Raw genomic sequence first — 17,367 nt, 5'->3', positions numbered from 1 at the left:
TAGAAATGATACAATTAAATTTACGAGAAGAAAAAGGATTAAATGAATTTAGAAATATTTTAGTGAGAAGAAAATATGATCTTATATATAGTGCTGGTTCTGATAAATTCCATGGAATTATTAGAAAGGAAATAAATTCATTGAATAAAGGTGTAAAATTTGTAATAACCAATAATAGTAAGATATGTTGTGGCGAAGGAGTTTGTGGCTCTTGTACATGTAAAACAAAAGGTGGGAATGTAATAAAGATGTGTAAAAGTCAGTTGGAAGTTAAAGAATTATTAGAAGGGAGGAATGTCAATGACTAAAGTAGTAATAATCGGAGGGGGATGGGCTGGTGTAGCAGCTGCTATTACTGCAAAAAAAGCAGGTGCTAAGGTTACAATATTAGAGCGAATGGATATATTATTAGGATTAGGAAATGTTGGCGGTATAATGAGAAATAATGGAAGATACACGGCTGCAGAAGAATGTATTCTATTAGGTGCTAAAGAATTATTTGATATTACTGATAAAGCATCAAGGCATGTAAATATTGACTTTCCTGGACATAAGCACGCAAGTTTATACGATGTATGTAAAGTAGAGCCTATGGTAAGAAGACTATTAAATGAAATGAATATTGAAATCTTATTAAAATCAAGAGCTGTAGATGTAAAGCTAACAAATAGAAGTCTTACAGGTATTGTATTACAAGATGGCAGAATAGTTAAGGGTGATGTTTTTATTGAAACAACAGGATCTACAGGGCCAATGGGGAATTGTTTAAAATATGGTAATGGATGCTCTATGTGTATATTAAGATGTCCTTCATTTGGGCCAAGAGTAAGCATTAGTCAAAAGGCAGGAGTTGAGGATATTTTAGGACAAAGAAAAGATGGATCCTATGGAGCATTTAGTGGATCCTGCAAATTAAATAAGGATTCTTTAAGTAAATCAATTGTAGATGAATTAAATACAAAAGGTGTAGTTATATTACCTATTCCAAAAGATGATATAAATATTAAAAAACTGGATATGAAAGTTTGTCAACAATACGCATTGAAGGAATATGCAGAAAACTTAATCTTGCTTGATACAGGTCATGCAAAAATGATGGCTCCTTTTTATCCATTAGAAAAACTAAGAAAATTTGAGGGCTTAGAAAATGCTAGATATGAAGATCCTTACTCTGGTGGAATTGGAAATTCAATAAGGTATTTGTCTATTGCACCTAGGGATAATACAATGAAAGTGGATACACTTGATAATCTTTTATGTGCTGGTGAAAAATCAGGACTTTTTGTTGGTCATACGGAAGCTATTGCTACAGGCAGTTTAGCAGGACATAATAGTGTTCGTTTAATAAAAGGAATACCACTTTTAGAAATTCCAGTTAATCTGTGCATTGGTGATTTGATTGCATATGAAAATACTAAAATTAAAACAGAAGAAGGCTTAAAGACAAGATATACTTTTGCTGGATCAGATTATTTTAAAAGAATGAAAGACTTGAATTTGTATACTACAGATACAGAAAAGCTAAAGAAAAAAATTGAAAGAGTAAATTTGTTAAATATATTCGAAGAAAGATTAGTGTAAATATTTCATATTTTAATAATTTAGGTTAGAATATTTGAAAAAATATGCAAGAGGGTGTATAATCGAGAGAGTAGAATAAAAAATTGCACAGTAGTTTGTGCAATTTTTTATTTGTAAGAAATTGAAAGGAGGATGTTATACAGAATAGTTGTATAACGAAATAATTTGATTACAGTTACAGGTGTAGGATTAAGATTTGGAGATAAAAAATTATTTGAAGATGTAAATGTAAAATTTACACCAGGGAATTGCTATGGAGTGATAGGTGCAAATGGAGCAGGAAAATCAACATTTTTAAAAATTTTATCTGGTGAAATTGAACCTAATGAAGGATATGTTTCTATAACACCAGGTGAAAGATTAGCAGTACTAAAGCAAAATCATTTTGAATTTGATAATTATATTGTTTTAGATACAGTGATTATGGGACATAAAAGACTATATGAAATAATGAAAGAAAAGGATGCACTTTATCAAAAAGAAGACTTTAATGAAGAAGATGGAATGAAAGCATCAGAACTCGAAGCTGAATTTGCAGAATTAGACGGTTGGGATGCTGAGGTAAATGCAGAGAAATTATTAATGGGTTTAGGAATTAAAAAAGATTTACATTTAAAAAAGATGAAAGAATTAAGGGGAGCTGAAAAAGTAAAAGTATTATTAGCACAATCGCTTTTTGGAAACCCTGATATTCTTTTATTAGATGAACCTACTAACCATTTAGATTTTAAAGCGATAAATTGGTTAGAAGAATTTTTATTAGATTATAAAAATACAGTTATAGTAGTATCACATGATAGACATTTTCTAAATAAAGTATGTACACATATGTTAGATATTGATTTTGGTAAAGCAAAATTATTTGTTGGTAATTATGACTTTTGGTATGAATCCAGTCAATTAGCATTAAAATTAATGAAGGAACAAAATAAGAAAAAAGAAGAAAAAATTAAAGAGTTACAATCTTTTATTGCACGATTTAGTTCAAATGCTTCAAAAGCAAAGCAAGCTACTTCAAGAAAAAAACTTTTAGATAAGATTACAATAGAAGATATAGAGCCATCATCAAGACGATATCCATTTGTTGGATTTACCCCTGAAAGAGAAGCTGGAAAAGATATTTTAACAGTTGATGGAATAAGTAAAACTATTGATGGAGTAAAAGTTTTAAATAATATTTCATTTACTGTAAATAAAGGTGATAAAATTATTATCCTTGGAAGAAATGAGATTGCAAAAACAGTTTTGTTTAAAATATTAATGGGAGAAATGGAGCCAGATGAGGGCACATTTAAGTGGGGGATTACTACTACACAAGCTTATTTACCAAAAGATAATTCAAAGTATTTTGAAGATGTTAATCTTAATTTGATAGATTGGTTAAGACAATATTCGAAAGAGAAATCAGAATCTTTTATTAGAGGATTTTTAGGTAAGATGTTGTTTTCTGGTGATGAACCTTTGAAGATGGCAAAGGTTCTTTCAGGTGGAGAAAAGGTACGATGTATGTTTTCAAAGCTAATGCTTTCTGGTGCAAATGTACTAATTCTTGATGAACCAACAAATCATTTGGATTTAGAATCTATTCAAGCAGTTAATGATGGTTTGATAGCTTTTAAAGGAACGGTGTTGTTCACATCTCATGACCACAAGTTTATTCAAACGATTGCAAATAGAGTTATTGAAATAACATCAAGTGGAATTTTTGATAAAGAGATTGCTTTTGATGATTTTTTAGAAAGTGAAGAAATTCAAAATAGAATAGATAAAATGTATAAAGAATAATCTGAGCAGGAGTTAATCTCCTGCCTTTCATTATATTAGGTGTTGGGTTGAATGTTTTTCGTCAATGGTGTAATCTTGTAAAATAGAGTGTTAGGAGAATGAAAAAATTGAAATTTTAAAAATCAAAAAGTAAATTTATTATATATTTGAAAAGAGGCTAGTATAAAATATATAATATACTTAATTAATGAAAAGGAGCTGTTTTTGTGAGGTTACAAAAATACATTGCACATTCAGGAGTTGCATCTAGAAGAAAAGCTGAAGAACTTATTAAATTAGGACGGGTAAAAGTTAATGGAAAAGTAATAATAGATATGGGAGTAGTTGTAGATCCAACTTCAGATGTTATTTCAGTTGATAATAAAGTGATTCAATTAGAAAGAAATAAAGTTTATATAATGCTTAATAAACCAGAAGGTTATATAACTACATTATCTGATGAATTTAATAGACCAACTGTAGCTGATTTAGTAAAAGACATTAATGAAAGAATTTATCCTGTGGGTAGGCTAGATTATGATACATCTGGATTATTAATTATGACAAATGATGGAGACTTATCATATCAACTTACTCATCCAAAACATGAAGTGAAAAAAACTTATATTGCTAAAATTAAAGGGATACCAAATAATAAAGAACTGCATATGTTTAAGACAGGAATTGATATAGGTGGATATATAACTGCTCCAGCTCAAATAGAAGTACTAAAAAAAGAAAGAGAAGCATGTTTAGTAAAGGTAATTATCCATGAAGGGAAAAATAGACAGATTCGAAAGATGTTTGATAAGATTAACCATCCAGTTACAAAATTAAAAAGAATAGCTATTGGTAAAATAACAATGGATAATTTACAGAAAGGAAAATGGAGATATTTAACAGATTCAGAAATAAAATATTTAAAATCCTGTTAGCTTAGGATTTGTATAATCAAATTTATATTATAAGATAAGGAGCTGAAAGTAATGTTAGAGATTAAAACAGCTAGTTATGATGAAATACCTGTTATAGAAAAATTTTTAAAAGAAAACAATTTTAATATAGATCAAATAGAGAAATATATCTTAAATTGCATGATTGCTTATGATAATAAAATTCCTGTTGCAGTTGCAGGATTTAAACAAAAAAAAAATGTTGCTATTATTGAATTTGTAATTGTAACAAAAAATAGGCGTAGAGAATACTTAGGAGATGGTATAGTAAAGGCTCTTTTGAATGTAGCAGATAAAAAAGGTATAGAAAAGGTCTATGTAAATACAGATAAGAGTAATTTGTTTTTTAAGAAAATTGGTTTTAAGGAAGTTAAAAACTATTGTGAGTATATAGATGATTTAAATATGTTAGAAAGTAATATGATATTACAAGTAACTTTACCAGATTATTTTTTTAAGGCATGCAAATCTAAAAAATAAGTGGGGTGTTTAAATGGATGTAAAATCTTTAAAAAGAGCAACTGAATTAGCTAAGTTTTTTATCGGAACAATTATTAAAGAAGGAGACTTAGTTGTTGATGCTACAATGGGAAATGGAAATGATACTCTTTTCTTAGCTCAAACTGTTGGAAAAGAGGGAAGTGTAATATCTTTTGATATACAAGATTTAGCAATTTTAAATACAAAAAAATTACTTGATAAGAATAATATAAATAATTCAAAACTAATACAAGATGGACATGAAAATATTGATAGATATATATCAAATGAAATATGTGGAGCAATGTTTAATTTAGGCTATTTACCTAAAGGAGATCGTAATATAGTTACAAAACCTGAAACTACAATTGTTGCAATTGATAAGTGCTTAAAGTTATTAAAAAGAAATGGGATTATTACGATTGTCATTTATTATGGGCATCTAGGGGGAGAAGATGAAAAAGAAAAAATTATACATTATGTAGAAAAACTTGATGAGAATAAATTTCATGTATTGAAGGTAGATTATATTAATCAAACAAAAGAGCCTCCAATATTGATTACAATTATAAAAAAATAAAACTCCCTATTGTGGAGTTTTATTAGCAATCAAGATGAAGATAGATTATATTAGGCTTATTACTATAATATTTAAGTACTTTTACATAACTTTCATTTTCTATTTTGTTCCAACATTTTAAGCATTTATACTTTGAATGTTTTATATAAGTTGTTTCAACTTTCAATTTGATATTTCCATATTTTTTCCAGCTTTTCCATCCAGTTTTACAAAGGGGAAATCGATTATTATAATCTGCATATACCCATCTTAGTAATCGGTGAAAATGAAATGGGTATTTAGTATAGCTTAAGAATTCATTTGGAAGACCTAAAGATATTGAATATTCTTCAAATGTATTTTCAATTCTAGACTGGAGAGGTTCTCCTATAGTTGTACTAGAAAAGTTATATTTATTTTCTTTTAAAAATAACCTTAATTTGTCAAACATATAACCTCTACATACTTCAATTTTTTCATGCTTAGACACTTTTAACTTTTGAAGAAGTGAATTTGTTATGTCGACTACTACATCCAAATATAGTTTTTTTTCAAAATTATCACTATGATAGTATTCTAAAGGAATTATGTCATAAACATATTCTTCAGTTTCTTTTCTCATAGCTCCAATGCAGGTTCCACCTATTAAGCTGCCGCTTCCTGAGTCGTCAATTTGGATCAAATTTATCACTCCCAATAAATCATTTTTGAAATTTAGTAATATTAGTATTTGTTTTATTATAAATTACTATTAAAATAATTAAGTAATAATTTTATTTTTATATAAGGAGGGATTATTTTGAAGATACTAATAACGAATGATGACGGTATCTATGCAGAAGGAATTTATAAATTAGCGTGTTCACTTAAAAGAATGGGTAATATTTATGTTGTAGCACCTGACCGACAAAGAAGTGCAACAGGACATGCAATAACTATGCATGAACCACTTAGAGCAGAAAAGATTAAGTTTTTTGATAAAGATTTTGATGCATGGGCAGTTAGCGGTACACCAACAGATTGTGTAAAACTTGCTATAGAAGCTCTTGTTAAAGAAAAAATAGATATTGTTTTTTCAGGAATAAACAAAGGACCTAATCTAGGAACAGATGTACTTTATTCAGGTACTGTTTCTGCTGCTATAGAGGGGGCTATTTTAGGATACCCTGCTGTTGCTGTGTCACTTGCAGATTTTAAAAATGTAAACTATGATGTTGCTGCTGAGTTTTGTTGTATAGTAGCAGATATAATATCAAAAAATCCATTACCACCAGATACGTTATTAAATATAAATATACCTAATTGTAAAAAAGAGAATATTAAGGGAGTAGATGTTACAACATTAGGTGTTAGAAAATATAAAAATTCATTTATAGAAAGAATTGATCCAAGAGGACAGAGTTATTATTGGTTAGGCGGAGAGGTGATTGATGAAAAGAATAATGAAGGAACTGATATATATAGTATAAAAAATAATTGTATATCTATCACACCAATCCATTTTGACCTGACAAAATTTGATTTAATTGAACAAGTGAAAAAATGGAATATTCAAATAAAATAAAGACTTATGATAGAGTGTTGCATTTAGATAAATATTAGAAATTGATAATGAAAAGATACTGAAAATGACGAGTTGATTGCATTTTCAGTTTTTTTGTTTGGAATTTTGAGGAATTATATTTTAAAATCAAAATAGATTATATACGGCATGTATCCTCGGATGAGTGTATGCAGTAATAATAGTGAACTTGTATCATCAAATTCATGCGTACAATTTGAAGGAAAAATTGCATTATTGTATATTTTTCTAAAAATATGAAATAAAAATTGCAATTCGTCATATTTTTTGTTATTATTGGGTTGAGGAAAACATTAACTTTGGAATGGAGTTGAAAATGATGGCAAACCAGAATGGAAAAAAATTAATAGTAAAGCAAAACTGGTGTAAGGGTTGTGGGATTTGTGTTGAATTTTGCCCTAAAAAAGTACTTGCTTTAAAAAATGAAAAAGTCGAGATTGTAGATATTGAAAATTGTACTAAATGTGGTTTATGTGAAGTACGCTGTCCGGATTTTGCAATTTATCTAGGAGGTATGGAAGATGAAGAAAAATAACATAAAATTAATGCAAGGAAATGAAGCTTGCGTAGAAGGTGCCATTGCTGCAGGAATGCGTTTTTATGGAGGATATCCTATAACTCCATCAACAGAAATTGCAGAAGGGTCTGCACAAAAGCTACCAAGAGTAGGTGGAAAATTTATTCAAATGGAAGACGAAATTGGGGGTATTGCTGCTACAATAGGAGCTGCTCTTACTGGTGTAAAAGCTATGACTGCAACAAGTGGTCCTGGATTTTCATTAAAACAAGAAAATATCGGTTATGCAGCTATGGCTGAAATACCATGTGTTATTGTAAACGTGCAAAGACATGGTCCTAGTACAGGTCTTCCTACTTCTCCATCTCAAGGTGATGTAATGCAAGCTAAATGGGGAACACATGGGGATCATCCTGTTATTGCTTTATCTCCATCATCAGTAAAAGAAACTTTCGATTTAACTATTAGGTGTTTTAATCTTGCAGAAAAATATAGAACGCCTGTGATACTTTTGTTAGATGAAATTGTTGGTCATATGAGAGAAGGAATTGCAATTCCAGATACTAGTGAATTAGAAATCATTGATCGTAAAAAACCTTCACAAGATGATAAAGATTATTTAGCTTATAAAGTTGAAGAAGGAGAATATGTAGCGCCTATGGCAGGATTTGGCGATGGATTTAGATATCATGTTACAGGACTTGTTCATGATGAGTCAGGCTTCCCAACAAACAGTAATGCTGTAGCAGATAAACTTTGTACTAGACTAATGAAAAAAATTGAAGATAATATTGATGATATTGTAACTTATGAAGAATTATATATGGAAGATGCAGAAGTTGTTGTATTATCTTATGGAGGAACAGCTAGAAGTGCTAAAAGTGCAGTAAAAAAAGCTAGAGAAAAAGGTTTAAAGGTAGGTATGTTTAGACCAATTACTATTTGGCCTTTCCCAGAAAAACAAATAAAAGAAATTGCTGATAAAGTAAAAGGTATTATCGTTGCAGAACTTAACTATGGACAATTAGTTTTAGAAGTTGAGAGAGTGGTAAAAGGCTCATCTGATATATTCCATATTGGAAAAGTTGATGGTGATATTATTACTCCTGACGAGATATTATCTAAAATTGAGGAGGTAATTTAAAGTGGCTAGCACATTAATACAAAATTATTTTAGAATGGATAAATTACCACATATTTGGTGTCCAGGATGTGGGCATGGAATTTTAATGAGAGCTATAGCAAAAGCAATTGAGAATTTAGGTTTAGATAAAGATAAAGTATGTATTGTTTCTGGTATCGGTTGTTCTTCAAGAGCTCCAGGATATATGGATTTTAATACACTTCATACTACACACGGTAGAGCTTTAGCGTTTGCAACAGGTGTAAAATTAGCTAGACCTGAACTTGAAGTTATTGTAATTACAGGTGATGGTGATGCGGCAGCAATCGGAGGGAACCATTTAATTCATGCTGCAAGAAGAAATATTAACATTACGACAATCGTTTTCAACAATAATATTTATGGTATGACAGGTGGACAATATTCACCTACGACACCTACCGGTGATTTAGGAACAACTGCGCCTTATGGAAATATTGATAGACCTTTTGATATACCAAAATTAGCAGCATCAGCAGGTGCTACTTATGTTGCTAGAGGAACTGCTTACCATGCAAATCAATTAGTTAAACTTGTTGAGAAAGGTATACAAAATAAAGGTTTTTCGTTAATTGAAGGTGTTAGTGTATGTCCTACTTATTATGGAAGAAAAAATAAAAAAGGTACAGCTGTTGACATTATGAAGTGGCAAAGAGATCATGCAGTTGATATTAAGGTTGCAGAAAAACTTTCATCAGAGCAACTTGAAGGGAAATTCTTAATTGGAGAATTTAAAAATACTACAGAACCTGAATATACTGAAGAGTATCAAAAAATAATTGATAGATTTATAAAGGAGAGATAGTATGTCTAAACAAATAGAATTAAGATTAACTGGTTCAGGTGGGCAAGGTCTTATTTTAGGAGGAATAATCCTAGCTGAAGCAGCAATCATGGATGGAAAGAATGCTATTCAATCACAATCATATGGTCCTGAAGCTCGTGGTGGTGCTAGTAAAGCAGAAGTAATTATTAGTAGAGAAGAAATTGATTTTCCAAAAGTTCAAACAGCTGATCTTTTATTATCTTTAACACAAGTAGCTTGTGATAAATATGTAGATTTAATTGGAGAAGAAGGATTATTATTAGTTGACTCTACAGTAAAAGTTCCTGAGAATACGAAGGCAGGAAAAGTTGTTCAAATTCCAATACTAGAAACTGCTAGTGAAGTAGTTGGAAAGCCAATGGTAGCAAATATTGTTGCAATTGGAGCAATTAACGAATTATTAAAGGTTGTATCAAGAGAATCACTTGAAGCAGCAGTATTAAATAGAGTACCAAAAGGAACAGAAGAGTTAAATCGTCGTGCTTTAGAAGAAGGCTATAAACTTGGGGCTAGAGAGTAAGTGTAATTGAGAAAGGGCAATTTCCATGAGAGATGAAAATTTAGATTTAATAAAAAATATTCAAAAAAGCTTTTCAAGACTAAGTAAAGGACAGAAATTAATTGCTCAATTCATTACTAATAATTATGATAAAGCAGCTTTTATGACTGCTTCAAAGCTAGGCAATAAGGTAGGAGTTAGTGAATCAACGGTTGTAAGATTTGCTAATGCTTTAGGGTATGAAGGATACCCTCAATTGCAAAAAGAGTTACAAGAATTAATTAAAACAAAATTAACAACTGTTCAAAGATTAGAAATGTCACAAGATTATACGAATGAAGGCGCTGTTCTTAAGAAAGTATTAAAAGCAGATATGGACAATATTAAAGCAACGATTGAAGAAATAGACGATGAAGTTTTTCAAAATGTAGTAAATAGTATATTTGATGCAAAAAGAATTTATATTATAGGATTAAGAAGTTCAAGTACTCTAGCTGAATATTTAGGCTTTTATCTAAACTTAATATTAGATAATGTAAAAATTGTAACACCAGGAGTAAGTGATGTTTTTGAGCAAATGTTAAGAGTAGGGAAGGATGACTTAGTTATAGGTATTAGTTTCCCAAGATATTCTACAAATACTTTAAATGCTATAAATTATACAAAAGAACAAGGTGCTGTAGTTATAGGAATTACTGATAGCCAAGTTTCACCAATTGCATCAATTTCAGATTACACATTAGTTGCAAGGAGTAATATGGCTTCTTTTGTGGATTCTTTAGTTGCCCCTCTAAGTTTAATTAATGCATTATTAGTTGCTGTAGGTATGAGGGAGAAAGATGAAATCTCTAGTACCTTTGATAAGCTAGAAAAAATATGGGAAAAACATAACGTTTATAATAATAAAAATACTATATAATAATTTTAAGCAATATAAAAAACTACGTATATACGTAGTTTTTTATATTGCTTAAAAAAGTTTTATATTAATTATGAAGTGGGAAAAATAATTAGAAGTAGTGTAATACTCTTATTTAATGGTATAATAAATTTGATCTTTTAAAGGGGGAAGAGCATTCATGACGAAATTATATTTAATAAGACATGGACAAACAAAATGGAATACTGAATCTAGAGCACAAGGAAGCATAAATGTAGCATTAAGCAAAGAAGGACGCTATCAGGCAACACTTTTAGCAAATAGAATGAAAAATTATGAAATAGATTGTATTTATAGTAGTGATCTAGATAGAGCATATGAAACAGCTGTGATACTTGGGGAGAAATTGAATACTGAGGTTAAGAAAATAAGTGGTTTGCGAGAAATGTCTTTTGGAGAATGGGAAGGACTAACTCATGAAAATATTAAAAAAAATTATCTAGAACATTATACTGTATGGAGAAGTAAACCTCATGAGGCAAATATTCCTGGTGGAGAAAAATTAATAGATGTTCAAAAAAGAGGACTTGAAACAATTAATGATATTATAACTGAGAATAAGGGAAAAAACATTATGGTTGTATCTCATGGAGTAACTATAAAATCTATTATATTAGGGATTATGGACATAGACCTTTCAAACTTTTATAAAATAAGACAAGATAATACATGTGTTAATTTAATCGAATATAGAGACTATGGGCCTGTTATTGTTACATTAAATGATACTGCACATTTAGAAAATATAAAGTAAAAGGGTGATAAAAAATTGGAAACTGTAATAGTTGTTGGAGGTGGTGCTGCTGGTATGATAGCAGCAGGTACCGCTGCATCAAAAGGAAAAAAAGTGATATTACTAGAGAAAAATGATAAACTTGGAAAAAAAATCTACATAACAGGTAAAGGTAGATGTAATGTAACGAATAATTGTGATATTGATGAGCTGTTAAATAATGTAACAACTAACAAAAATTTTTTATATAGTGCTTTTTATACTTTTACAAACTATGATGTTATAGAATTATTGCATAAATATGGGACGTTAACGAAAGTTGAAAGAGGCAACCGAGTTTTCCCTAAATCAGACAAATCTAATGATGTAATTAAAGCCCTTGAAAAGTATATGAAAACTTATAATGTAGATATTAAATTTAATTGTGAAGTAAAGGAGCTCCTAATTGAAAATAATGATATCAAAGGAGTTAGATTACATAATAATTCAATCATTAGTGGTAATAAGGTAATTATTGCTACTGGTGGAATGTCTTATCCTTCTACAGGATCTACTGGAGATGGATATAAATTTGCAAAAATGTTAGGACATAGCATTGTTCCGTTAAAACCTGCATTAGTTCCTCTCGAGGTTGAAGAAGATTGGGCTAAGGAATTACAAGGATTATCACTGAAAAATGTTTTATTAAAAACTATATATAAAGATAAAGAAATTCATGTTGAATTTGGTGAGATGATTTTTACACATTATGGAATTTCAGGACCTATTGTTTTAAGTATGAGTAACTATATAAAAGATTTTTTGGATAAGGGAAAAATTAAGGCTATATTAAACCTTAAACCAGCTTTAGATAAAGAAACATTAGAAAAGAGAATTATAAGAGATTTTGAAAAATATTCTAAAAAACAGTTTAAAAATTCACTGAATGATTTGCTTCCTAAGAAATTAATACCTATAATTTTGCGTTTATCTAGTATACCAGAAAATAAATATGTTAACCAGATAACAAAAAACGAAAGAAAACAACTTGTTAAACTATTGACAAATTTACCTATGACTATTACAAAGACGAGACCAATAAAAGAAGCTATTATTACTTCTGGTGGAATTAATGTAAAAGAAATAAATCCATCAACAATGGAATCAAAGAAAATTAAAGGGGTATTTTTTGTAGGAGAGATACTAGATGTAGATGCTTTAACAGGAGGTTATAATTTGCAAATTGCTTTTTCTACTGGTTATTTAGCTGGAATTAGCGTATAAATTTTTGAAAAACGGAATGAAGGAAGAGAGGGATGAGGCTATGGTAAATATAAGTATTGCTTTAGATGGTCCTGCAGGTGCTGGAAAAAGTACTATTGCAAAAATAATAGCTAAGGCTAAAAAATTGACATATATTGATACAGGAGCTATGTATAGAGCTATAACATTGAAGATACTAAGATATGGAAAGAATGTTCAAGAAGAACAAATAAAAAAAATTTTATCTGATAGTAAAATCGATATAGATGGAAACGATATTTTTCTTGATGGAAAGCTTGTTACAGAGGAAATTAGAAAACCAGAAGTTAGTAACTTTGTTTCACATGTAGCTAAAATTTCATTTGTAAGGATGAAAATGGTGGAGTTACAGAGGAAAATTGCTGCTAACAAAAACGTTATAATGGATGGAAGAGATATAGGTACATATGTACTTCCTAATGCAACTTATAAATTTTTTTTAACAGCCTCTATTGATGAGAGAGCTAAAAGAAGATTTACTGAATTAAAGGAAAAGGGGTTTAATGTAACATTTGAAGAAGTAAAAAATGAAATGGAAAAAAGAGATAAAATTGATACTGAAAGAGAATTTGCACCTCTTAGACAAGCAGAAGATGCTATTGTAATTGATACAACAGGAAAATGCATACAAGAAGTAGTCGATGAAATATTATATTATTTGAAATAATTTGAGAAATATTCTATAATAGTTTTTAATCATTTTATGATTTAAAGAAGGAGTTTTGTAATAATATGTAGAATTTAATAAAAGTATTCATGGGAGGTATAATAATATTGAAAATAATTGTTGCTAACAATGCTGGTTTTTGCTTTGGTGTTAAACAAGCTATGAATAAGACGATTAATACTATTGGTAATACTAACAATAAAAAAGTTTATACTTATGGACCTTTGATACATAATGATCAAGTAATTGAAAAGTTAGAATCTATGGGCATATCAGCAATAAAAAATGTTAAGGATGCGAAAGATAATATTATGATTATTAGATCACATGGAGTTTCACTAAAGATTTATGATTTATCTAATGAAAATAATATTGAAATAATTGATGCTACATGTCCATTTGTTAGGAATGTACAAAAAATTGTAAAAGAATATTATGATAAAGATTATGGTATTGTTATCGTTGGAAACCCGAATCATCCAGAAGTTATTGGCATAAATGGATGGTGTAATAATAATGCATATATTGTTCAAGAACTTAAAGATATTGATATAATAAAGAATTGTGAAAAAATATGTGTTGTAGCACAAACTACTATTACATTAGAATTATGGAATAGTGTCGTTAAAAAATTAGAGGAAAAAGTAGAGGTTCTAAAAAAATTTAATACCATTTGTACAGCAACTAAAGAAAGGCAAGAATCTTGTGCTGAAGTGGCAAAACAAGTGGATGCAATGATTGTCATTGGTGGATACCATAGTTCAAATACACAAAAGTTAGTACAAATAAGTAAAAAATATTGTCCAAATACTTATCATATTGAAATTGCTGAAGAATTACCAATAGTACAACTAAAAAACTTGAACAAAATTGGAGTAACAGCCGGAGCATCTACACCGGACTGGATTATTAAGGAGGCTATTGAAAAAATGAACAACATGGAAAAAGAAAATAATTCAATGATGGATATGATGGAAGAAATTGAGAATACTTTAAGAGTTCCACGAAGAGGAACGACTGTAAAAGGAACGGTAATTCATGTAACGGATGATGAAATTATGGTGAATATAGGTTATAAATCAGATGGCATCATTCCAAAAAGTGAAATTTCAAATGATCCTTTTGTTAATCCTCATCAAATTGCTAAAGAGGGAGATGAAATAGAAGCTTACGTTTTAAGAACAGATGATGGAGAAGGAAATATTCTTTTATCTAAAAAAAGAATTGACATTGAAAAAAAATTGGGAAATATTAGAAGAAGCAGCTAAAGAAAAAGGTACAGTAGAAGTTAAAATCCTCCAAGCCATTAAAGGAGGCGTTATCGCTATATGTAATGAAATTAAAGGATTCATACCAGCATCTCAATTATCTACAAGTTATGTAAGTGATTTACAAGAATTTGTTGGCAAACAAATTAATGTAAAGATAATAGATTTAAATAGAAGGAAAAAAAATGTGGTATTTTCTCATAGAGTGCTTATGGAAGAAGAAAATAAAATCAAGAGACGTTTATTATGGGAAAAGATAGAAAAAGGAAGTGTTGTTGAAGGGGAAGTGAAGAGAATTACAAATTTTGGTGCTTTTGTTGATATAGGAGGTATTGATGGATTAGTACATATATCTGATCTTTCTTGGGGACGAGTAAATCATCCATCTGATGTTGTAAAAATAGGAGATAGGATAAAAGTTGTTATATTAGATTTTGATAAAGAAAATGAGAAAATTTCATTAGGATTAAAGCAGACAACGCCAGAACCATGGATAAATATAGATGAAAAATTTAATATTGGTGATATTGTTGAAGGTAAAATTGTAAAATTGGTAGATTTTGGTGTTTTTGTTGAAATTGCCCCTGGTATTGATGGATTAGTACATATATCTCAAATCTGCGATAGACATATTGCAAAGCCATCTGAAGAGGTGCATGTTGGTTTAAAAGTAAAAGTTAAAATTTTAGATATAAATAAGGAAAACAAGAGAATAAGTTTAAGTATAAAAGAAGCAGCTGAAAATATAGAGGAACCTAATTTAGAAATAATTAATAATGATGAGCCAACTACAATAGGTGATATTATTGAATCTAAAAAATAAGGAAGATAAATCTTCCTTATTTTTTCTTGATATTTATATATGTTTATAAGAAAATGAAAAATATAATTTTATTTGAAAAAACTTATAAACCATAAAGGAGATAGAATATGAACAATTATGAAAAATTCAAAGAAAAGATCTATAAAAAAACTGGAATTAATTTATCATATTATAAAGAAAGACAAATGAAAAGAAGAATTGATTCATTAATCAAAAGAAATAATTTTATAAATTATGAAGATTATTATACTGCAATAAATAAAGATAAAAAGCTTTTTGATGAATTTATTAATTATTTAACTATAAATGTTTCGGAGTTCTTTAGGAATCCAAATCAATGGAAAATATTGCAAAATGAAATTTTCCCATTATTATTAAAGAGAAGTAAGAGGCTGAAAATTTGGAGTGCTGCTTGTTCTACTGGGGACGAACCATATTCGCTTGCAATGGCGCTAAGCGAAAGCGTGTCTTTAAATAATGTAACTATCTTAGCAACAGATATTGATAATGAAGCTATTAATAAAGCTAAAGTAGGCATATATTCTCCTAAAAGCGTTGCAAATGTGCCAAAGCATTTACTTAATAAATATTTTACTAAAATTGGAGAATCTTACAAAATAAGCGAAGAAATAAAAAAACATATTAAGTTTAGTCAACATAATTTATTAAGTGATTCATACCCAGATAAATGCGATTTAATTGTATGCAGAAATGTCATGATATATTTTACTGAAGAATGTAAAGAAATGATGTATAAAAAGTTTTATGATTCGTTAAATGATGATGGAATATTATTTGTTGGTAGTACAGAACAAATTATTCTTCCTACAAGATATAATTTAGATTCTTTCAGAACTTTTTTTTACAAGAAAATATAAAAGATCTTTTTAAATTCCTTCCCTAAAATTTATTTAATTATTTTTAACAAAATATAAGTAGACATTTTAATAAAAATTAGAATTATAGTAAAAAATGTCTGAATTTGCTATAGAAATCTGTGTATGTAAGAAAGGATTTGAATAACTAATAAAGAATAGATAAATTAGATGGGAGGGATGCATGTGATTGATAAAGATAAAAAGTATTCTATTTCAGAAGTGAGTAAAATAACTGGCTATGAACCCCATGTATTGAGATACTATGAGAGTGACTTTAACTTACAGATACCAAGGACTAATTCTAATCGAAGATATTATACTTACAAAGAAATAGAAAGATTTATTTACATAAAAGAACTTCAAAATAAAGGTCTAACCAATAAACAGATTAAGCTTATCTTAGAATCTCCTGAGTTAATTGTTTCTGCTACAGATGAAATTGCGGTAACGAGAGAAGTTGCTATTAGTAATTCAAATGATCTAACTATTTTAGAAAAAAATTCTCCTTCAGATATTATAAATGGTATATGTTCAAATATAAATTGTAAACTTGAACAAACAAAGGAGGAGATTATAAGTTATTTAGATGCTACTATCAAAGGAAAAGAACAATTTGAAAGTAATGATACTGTTAAAAAAGAAAAAGATGTTCTTATATGTGAAAATGCTAGATTAAAAATGAAATTAAAGGAAAAATCATATGAAGTAGCAAAATTGAAAGAAAAGCTTAATAGGTTAGATCAAAAAAAAATCTCGTTTTGGAAAAAATTTTTCTTAAAGAAAACATAATGAGGTGTTATTTAAATTATAGCTGTTGATTTGATCAACGGCTTTTTTACTTCTTTTTTTTTTAT

General features: G+C 29.0%; 20 protein-coding genes. 19 read left to right on the top strand and 1 reads right to left on the bottom strand.

Going from position 1 to position 17,367, the window contains the following annotated elements; translation table 11 throughout:
- Nucleotides 1-5: 5 nt before the first annotated feature.
- The 6 genes from FQB35_RS07300 to FQB35_RS07275 all read left to right on the top strand — a co-directional run bounded on the left by FQB35_RS07300 (nucleotide 6) and on the right by FQB35_RS07275 (nucleotide 5,358).
- Nucleotides 6-308, top strand: coding sequence for a hypothetical protein (locus FQB35_RS07300; RefSeq protein WP_148809350.1), 303 nt, complete (start codon nucleotides 6-8; stop codon nucleotides 306-308).
- Nucleotides 301-1,581: an FAD-dependent oxidoreductase gene (locus tag FQB35_RS07295; protein WP_148809349.1), complete on the top strand. Its 1,281-nt coding sequence runs from the start codon at nucleotides 301-303 to the stop codon at nucleotides 1,579-1,581. Before FQB35_RS07300 ends, FQB35_RS07295 begins: the two co-directional genes overlap by 8 nt.
- Nucleotides 1,582-1,746: 165 nt before the next feature.
- Complete coding sequence (locus FQB35_RS07290; protein ID WP_148809348.1) at nucleotides 1,747-3,366, top strand: ABC-F family ATP-binding cassette domain-containing protein; 1,620 nt, start codon at nucleotides 1,747-1,749, stop codon at nucleotides 3,364-3,366.
- Between the two features lie 206 nt (nucleotides 3,367-3,572).
- Nucleotides 3,573-4,280 carry a pseudouridine synthase gene (locus FQB35_RS07285; protein ID WP_148809347.1) on the top strand — a complete coding sequence of 236 codons (708 nt, stop codon included), beginning with the start codon at nucleotides 3,573-3,575 and terminating at the stop codon, nucleotides 4,278-4,280.
- A gap of 51 nt (nucleotides 4,281-4,331) precedes the next feature.
- Nucleotides 4,332-4,778: a GNAT family N-acetyltransferase gene (locus FQB35_RS07280; protein WP_148809346.1), complete on the top strand. Its 447-nt coding sequence runs from the start codon at nucleotides 4,332-4,334 to the stop codon at nucleotides 4,776-4,778.
- 13 nt (nucleotides 4,779-4,791) lie between these two features.
- Complete coding sequence (locus FQB35_RS07275; RefSeq protein ID WP_148809345.1) at nucleotides 4,792-5,358, top strand: class I SAM-dependent methyltransferase; 567 nt, start codon at nucleotides 4,792-4,794, stop codon at nucleotides 5,356-5,358.
- A gap of 22 nt (nucleotides 5,359-5,380) precedes the next feature.
- On the opposite strand, the gene FQB35_RS07270 is transcribed toward FQB35_RS07275, so the two are convergent.
- The gene (locus FQB35_RS07270; RefSeq protein WP_333473055.1) at nucleotides 5,381-6,028 is read right to left on the bottom strand and encodes a hypothetical protein; all 648 of its coding nucleotides are present in this window, start codon (nucleotides 6,026-6,028) and stop codon (nucleotides 5,381-5,383) included.
- 108 nt (nucleotides 6,029-6,136) lie between these two features.
- Here FQB35_RS07270 and surE point away from each other — a divergent pair, with 108 nt between their 5' ends.
- From surE to FQB35_RS07205, 13 genes are all read left to right on the top strand, one after another.
- Entirely contained in the window at nucleotides 6,137-6,901 is a 765-nt protein-coding gene (gene surE / locus FQB35_RS07265; RefSeq protein ID WP_148809343.1) for a 5'/3'-nucleotidase SurE, read from the top strand.
- Between the two features lie 337 nt (nucleotides 6,902-7,238).
- Nucleotides 7,239-7,454 (top strand): 4Fe-4S dicluster domain-containing protein, encoded by a 216-nt coding sequence (locus tag FQB35_RS07260; RefSeq protein WP_207707363.1) that lies wholly within the window; start codon nucleotides 7,239-7,241, stop codon nucleotides 7,452-7,454.
- The gene (locus FQB35_RS07255) at nucleotides 7,441-8,580 is read left to right on the top strand and encodes a 2-oxoacid:acceptor oxidoreductase subunit alpha (protein ID WP_148809342.1); all 1,140 of its coding nucleotides are present in this window, start codon (nucleotides 7,441-7,443) and stop codon (nucleotides 8,578-8,580) included. The genes FQB35_RS07260 and FQB35_RS07255 overlap by 14 nt, the downstream gene beginning before the upstream one ends.
- A gap of 34 nt (nucleotides 8,581-8,614) precedes the next feature.
- Nucleotides 8,615-9,403, top strand: coding sequence for a 2-oxoacid:ferredoxin oxidoreductase subunit beta (locus FQB35_RS07250; RefSeq protein ID WP_207707382.1), 789 nt, complete (start codon nucleotides 8,615-8,617; stop codon nucleotides 9,401-9,403).
- Nucleotide 9,404: 1 nt separating this feature from the next.
- Nucleotides 9,405-9,944 (top strand): 2-oxoacid:acceptor oxidoreductase family protein, encoded by a 540-nt coding sequence (locus FQB35_RS07245; RefSeq protein ID WP_148809340.1) that lies wholly within the window; start codon nucleotides 9,405-9,407, stop codon nucleotides 9,942-9,944.
- 25 nt (nucleotides 9,945-9,969) lie between these two features.
- Complete coding sequence (locus tag FQB35_RS07240; RefSeq protein ID WP_148809339.1) at nucleotides 9,970-10,842, top strand: MurR/RpiR family transcriptional regulator; 873 nt, start codon at nucleotides 9,970-9,972, stop codon at nucleotides 10,840-10,842.
- Between the two features lie 160 nt (nucleotides 10,843-11,002).
- The gene (locus FQB35_RS07235; protein WP_148809338.1) at nucleotides 11,003-11,617 is read left to right on the top strand and encodes a histidine phosphatase family protein; all 615 of its coding nucleotides are present in this window, start codon (nucleotides 11,003-11,005) and stop codon (nucleotides 11,615-11,617) included.
- 15 nt (nucleotides 11,618-11,632) lie between these two features.
- A complete protein-coding gene (locus tag FQB35_RS07230; RefSeq protein WP_148809337.1) occupies nucleotides 11,633-12,859 on the top strand; it encodes a BaiN/RdsA family NAD(P)/FAD-dependent oxidoreductase in 1,227 nt (408 codons plus the stop codon).
- 40 nt (nucleotides 12,860-12,899) lie between these two features.
- Nucleotides 12,900-13,544, top strand: a complete 645-nt coding sequence (gene cmk, locus FQB35_RS07225) for a (d)CMP kinase (protein WP_148810790.1) — start codon at nucleotides 12,900-12,902, stop codon at nucleotides 13,542-13,544.
- 107 nt (nucleotides 13,545-13,651) lie between these two features.
- The gene (gene ispH, locus FQB35_RS07220; protein WP_168198279.1) at nucleotides 13,652-14,812 is read left to right on the top strand and encodes a 4-hydroxy-3-methylbut-2-enyl diphosphate reductase; all 1,161 of its coding nucleotides are present in this window, start codon (nucleotides 13,652-13,654) and stop codon (nucleotides 14,810-14,812) included.
- Entirely contained in the window at nucleotides 14,775-15,635 is an 861-nt protein-coding gene (locus FQB35_RS07215) for a 30S ribosomal protein S1 (RefSeq protein ID WP_168198278.1), read from the top strand. The genes ispH and FQB35_RS07215 overlap by 38 nt, the downstream gene beginning before the upstream one ends.
- A 107-nt stretch (nucleotides 15,636-15,742) precedes the next feature.
- The gene (locus tag FQB35_RS07210) at nucleotides 15,743-16,513 is read left to right on the top strand and encodes a CheR family methyltransferase (protein WP_148809334.1); all 771 of its coding nucleotides are present in this window, start codon (nucleotides 15,743-15,745) and stop codon (nucleotides 16,511-16,513) included.
- 183 nt (nucleotides 16,514-16,696) lie between these two features.
- Nucleotides 16,697-17,302, top strand: a complete 606-nt coding sequence (locus tag FQB35_RS07205; RefSeq protein ID WP_148809333.1) for a MerR family transcriptional regulator — start codon at nucleotides 16,697-16,699, stop codon at nucleotides 17,300-17,302.
- Nucleotides 17,303-17,367: the final 65 nt, after the last annotated feature.

Origin of the sequence: Crassaminicella thermophila, assembly GCF_008152325.1 — a bacterium.
Taxonomy (GTDB): Bacteria; Bacillota; Clostridia; order Peptostreptococcales; family Thermotaleaceae; genus Crassaminicella_A; species Crassaminicella_A thermophila.
Note: the sequence above shows the minus strand (reverse complement) of the source record. Positions and strands in the feature narration are given on the sequence as shown.

Bases quoted from the DNA above. Each gene is read 5' to 3' on its own strand.
- FQB35_RS07300 (WP_148809350.1), top strand. From the start codon at position 6: ATGATACAATTAAATTTACGAGAAGAAAAAGGATTAAATGAATTTAGA.
- FQB35_RS07295 (WP_148809349.1), top strand. From the start codon at position 301: ATGACTAAAGTAGTAATAATCGGAGGGGGATGGGCTGGTGTAGCAGCT.
- FQB35_RS07280 (WP_148809346.1), top strand. From the start codon at position 4,332: ATGTTAGAGATTAAAACAGCTAGTTATGATGAAATACCTGTTATAGAA.
- FQB35_RS07275 (WP_148809345.1), top strand. From the start codon at position 4,792: ATGGATGTAAAATCTTTAAAAAGAGCAACTGAATTAGCTAAGTTTTTT.
- FQB35_RS07260 (WP_207707363.1), top strand. From the start codon at position 7,239: ATGGCAAACCAGAATGGAAAAAAATTAATAGTAAAGCAAAACTGGTGT.
- FQB35_RS07255 (WP_148809342.1), top strand. From the start codon at position 7,441: ATGAAGAAAAATAACATAAAATTAATGCAAGGAAATGAAGCTTGCGTA.
- FQB35_RS07250 (WP_207707382.1), top strand. From the start codon at position 8,615: ATGGATAAATTACCACATATTTGGTGTCCAGGATGTGGGCATGGAATT.
- FQB35_RS07245 (WP_148809340.1), top strand. From the start codon at position 9,405: ATGTCTAAACAAATAGAATTAAGATTAACTGGTTCAGGTGGGCAAGGT.
- FQB35_RS07240 (WP_148809339.1), top strand. From the start codon at position 9,970: ATGAGAGATGAAAATTTAGATTTAATAAAAAATATTCAAAAAAGCTTT.
- FQB35_RS07235 (WP_148809338.1), top strand. From the start codon at position 11,003: ATGACGAAATTATATTTAATAAGACATGGACAAACAAAATGGAATACT.
- cmk (WP_148810790.1), top strand. From the start codon at position 12,900: ATGGTAAATATAAGTATTGCTTTAGATGGTCCTGCAGGTGCTGGAAAA.
- FQB35_RS07210 (WP_148809334.1), top strand. From the start codon at position 15,743: ATGAACAATTATGAAAAATTCAAAGAAAAGATCTATAAAAAAACTGGA.